Source organism: bacterium (assembly GCA_040753555.1).
GTDB lineage: Bacteria > UBA9089 > UBA9088 > UBA9088 > UBA9088 > JBFLYE01.
This window is the reverse complement of sequence record JBFMDZ010000210.1, coordinates 1-3,465: the sequence shown is the minus strand read 5'-3', so window position 1 is coordinate 3,465 and position 3,465 is coordinate 1. Positions and strand designations below refer to the sequence as shown.

Below are 3,465 nucleotides of genomic sequence, written 5' to 3'. Positions count from 1 at the left end.
ATTAGGAATATAGTCTATGATGATATGATTGATTACCTTTATGAAACTGTCAAAGACCGAAAGATGGTTAAGCCTTTATCTAACTTGCTGAAGGCAGCTTAAAAATTAAAAAATGGTCAACTTGAGTTATGTACATAAACCTCGCTTTCCCACAGACCCCATAATGTCTTTCCACTTATTTCTATTCCATATACTCTTAGCATCCTTCCTTCGTTTTGATATTTATCTACCTCTTGGTAATAAAAATCTGTTTCTGCTTTCGGTATTTCTTTTATCAACCTTGGTTCTGTTGTTGTTATCCCATAACTATTCCCCCACTTATCTACCCTTTCTCCTTTACTTCTAACACCCATTGCTTTAAGTGATGCTTTTGATTTACTTAGCTTCTCCTTTGAATCTATCCGAAAGACCTTTGGTTCTTTATCTTCATGTTCCCGTGCTTCAAAATAACAGTTTCCTGATTTATCAATCTTTACATCTATGTACTCGATTTCTTTATCTTCAATGGCTTCTATCTCTTTCTTTATCTTTTCCATTGAATATCTCTTTATCAGGTCTCCTTCTTTGCTATATATATTTAAGTTATCTGGTACTTCTCGAACATAAACTCGACTCCTTGAATCAACACCGACAAGATTAACGCCACATGCTTGCACATCAGGCCATCTTAAAGGTTTCCCTCTCTCGTCATTATATTTAACTCGAAAGCTATCAACAGGTATACTACTTATATACTTGCCTTCTGTATCAAACCTTTGAATCCTATTATTTGCCGTATCCACTATATACAGATAGCCATCATTACCTAAGATCATCTCCTGAGGACCTACTATTACTCCTTCAATTCCATTGTAACCAAAGTCACCAGTCTCAGTCCCTACATTACCTTCAATTATCACCTTTGGCACATATTCCTCAGGATATACAGGGTGGACTTCTTCTGTCCCTGTCCCCAAAGCCTCTTTTGGCTTTAAAGCCTCTGTTCCCTTAGGCTCATCTTGAGCCCATCCCATCCCAGTAAGCAAGCCTAATGTAATCAGGCAAGCTATTCTTTTACTTCTTAATGTTTGTTTAAACATCTTACATCATCCTCCTTTAAGGTTTTTTTATAACCTTGTGAATATGCCAGCTTGTTTTGGAAAGCAAGATTTCTACATATTCACAAGGACAACTACTGTTTTTTAATCTCTTTCATAATCATAAGCAAATGTCATTTATAAACATCCCCTCTTGGTCCTATGGCTTCAATAAAAACATTCTTTTCTTTAAGATTAACAATGTAAATAATTCTTAAAGCCTCAATTTTATATCTGTATTTACCCTCAAGACTTCCTTTAAGCTTTTTGATATGAAAACCTTCAAGTGGATTTTCTCTTATCTTTTCAATTGCTTTGTTTATCTTTCTTGCTGTCTTATCATTAAGGCTTTTATAGTATTTAATGGCTTTCTTATGAAGAAGAACCTTATACATCTCGTTTTACTTTTTCCCAAGGGATAAATTCTTCAAGATTTCTTTTCTTAATAGCCTTTTCTGCTTCCTCTACTTGTGCCATAAGTTCACGATTTGATAAGATTTCAAGGGTTGCCTCCATTTCTTCCTTTTCTTTAAGATAATCTAAAAAATCAACCGCAACCTTTACTTTCTCCCTTGATAATTCTTTAACAACCCCTATAGCTTTTCTCTTTAATGATAAGCCCTCTTGGGTAGCCATGCTAACTCCCTTTTTTAATCTTTCTTTCATCTTTTTCTCACCTCACATTTAATCTTTATTTTCAAATTATATTCAAAAACAAAGCCTTTGTCAAACAAATTTTTTACTTCCATCCCTCTAAAATCCTTACCACTTAGGAAACTTAAAACTAAAAACTTAAAACTAAAAACCACAACTGAAAAGCTTAAAGCTAAAAGCTAACAGAGGTTCCGTAATTTTTTGTAAGCCTTTGAAAATAAAAGACTTACATTCATGAGACAGAAAATTTGTAACCTATTGATTTGCAAGCACTTACATTAAAATTTGCTAAATTTTTACGGAATGTCTGTTAAAATATCCATAGTCTATGGTCAATAGCTTTATTTGTCAATAAATTTTAAAAATCCGAAGCACGAAACAATATCTGAATTAAGCACGAAATCCGAAGCACGAAACAATATCTAAATTCAAAATTCTAAACATTAGAGTTTTCAGAATGGTTTGTATCTATCAACTCCAACCAATATTTACTCTCTTTTGCTTCTTTACGGCAAATCTTTATTCTCATAACAAATAAATTATATTGTTTTGAATTTTCAATTTTAGTCATTTGAATTTGTTTTAAAATTTCGGATTTCATTTGTTCCATTAAAGCTAAACACATATATTCATCAAAACAAAGTATAACACATTTTTGGCTCATCTCGGATTATAGTGGATAGGGTATGGATAGAGTTTAAAGACACTAATAGAGGAACATCCTTGGATAATCTTTAGTAATGAACTCTTTATCCCTATAACCTCATCCCTTCTGATAATATTTCTTGCCTTAAGATTTGTTCCCTCTATATCCACCACAAAAAATCCTTGACATCCTAATAACTCTGTAAGATAATCTTTATGTGCATCGTTTGGATCCTCGCTTTTTCTTTTTCAAAGATTTAAGGAGTATAATATATTACCCAAATAGATGCAACTTACCTTAAATTCTTAAATATTATTTACCCATTATATTCCGTGAAGAGCCACATTTTTTTAATTTGGCAACAAAAATTTTTGCCCTTTATTTAAATCCTTACCACAGTTTTGCGTTTTAAGTTTTGCATTTTATTTATGTTTTCCCCCGTGCCCCCTTTCCAAAATATATAAAAAAAGCCAATATGGTTTCATTTTATTACTGGAATAGGCTTTTTGTTTTCCACACTTCCACAAGACCAGGATATTGCCTTTATTCCTTCTCCTATTTCCTTTAGCTCACCAGTTTGTAGGTTTGTGGTATAGAGGGTGTTTCCGAATATAAAGGCAAGGGAGTTACCATCTGGAGAGAAGCTTGGATTTGTTCCATTTGTTATTACCTTTGTTTGGTTTCCTCCATCCTTATTCATTGTGTAGATGTTGTTGTTGGAGTTATAGGCGATTGTATTTCCATCAGGTGAGAATGTTGGTTCTATGTCATCAATATCATTATCTGTAAGTTTTCTGATATTTGTTCCATCTTTGTTCATTATAAATATTTCATAGTCAGAGCCTGGTTTGGAGAAGATTATGCTATTTCCATCTGGGGAGAATTGAGGGTATCTTCCCTCTCCTATCATTTGTTGGTTTTCTCCATCTATGTCCATAATCCACATAATATGAGCATCATAACCAGCCCTTACAAATAGTATTCTTTCATCGGGTGCAAATCTTGCAGATATCTCATCTTCTGGGCTATGAAATATTGTTAGCATTAAGGTTGGAATATCAAGAAGGTAAATGTCATAGTTTCCTTCTT

5 protein-coding genes are annotated in these 3,465 nt (G+C 33.2%); all 5 read right to left on the bottom strand.

The genetic code is table 11. The annotated features are described in order from the left end of the window. Positions 1-116: 116 nt before the first annotated feature. Positions 117-1,079, bottom strand: coding sequence for a hypothetical protein (locus AB1630_11385; protein MEW6104396.1), 963 nt, complete (start codon positions 1,077-1,079; stop codon positions 117-119). A gap of 131 nt (positions 1,080-1,210) precedes the next feature. After that, the gene (locus tag AB1630_11380) at positions 1,211-1,471 is read right to left on the bottom strand and encodes a type II toxin-antitoxin system RelE/ParE family toxin (GenBank protein MEW6104395.1); all 261 of its coding nucleotides are present in this window, start codon (positions 1,469-1,471) and stop codon (positions 1,211-1,213) included. After that, complete coding sequence (locus AB1630_11375; protein ID MEW6104394.1) at positions 1,464-1,742, bottom strand: hypothetical protein; 279 nt, start codon at positions 1,740-1,742, stop codon at positions 1,464-1,466. Before AB1630_11375 ends, AB1630_11380 begins: the two co-directional genes overlap by 8 nt. A 648-nt stretch (positions 1,743-2,390) precedes the next feature. After that, a complete protein-coding gene (locus AB1630_11370) occupies positions 2,391-2,546 on the bottom strand; it encodes a hypothetical protein (protein ID MEW6104393.1) in 156 nt (51 codons plus the stop codon). A 311-nt stretch (positions 2,547-2,857) separates the two neighbouring features. Further along, on the bottom strand, positions 2,858-3,465 hold a 608-nt coding region (locus AB1630_11365; protein ID MEW6104392.1), incomplete at its 5' end, for a DPP IV N-terminal domain-containing protein.

Coding starts and splice junctions, on each gene's coding strand:
- AB1630_11385 (MEW6104396.1), bottom strand. CDS start 1,079: ATGTTTAAACAAACATTAAGAAGTAAAAGAATAGCTTGCCTGATTACA.
- AB1630_11380 (MEW6104395.1), bottom strand. CDS start 1,471: ATGTATAAGGTTCTTCTTCATAAGAAAGCCATTAAATACTATAAAAGC.
- AB1630_11375 (MEW6104394.1), bottom strand. CDS start 1,742: ATGAAAGAAAGATTAAAAAAGGGAGTTAGCATGGCTACCCAAGAGGGC.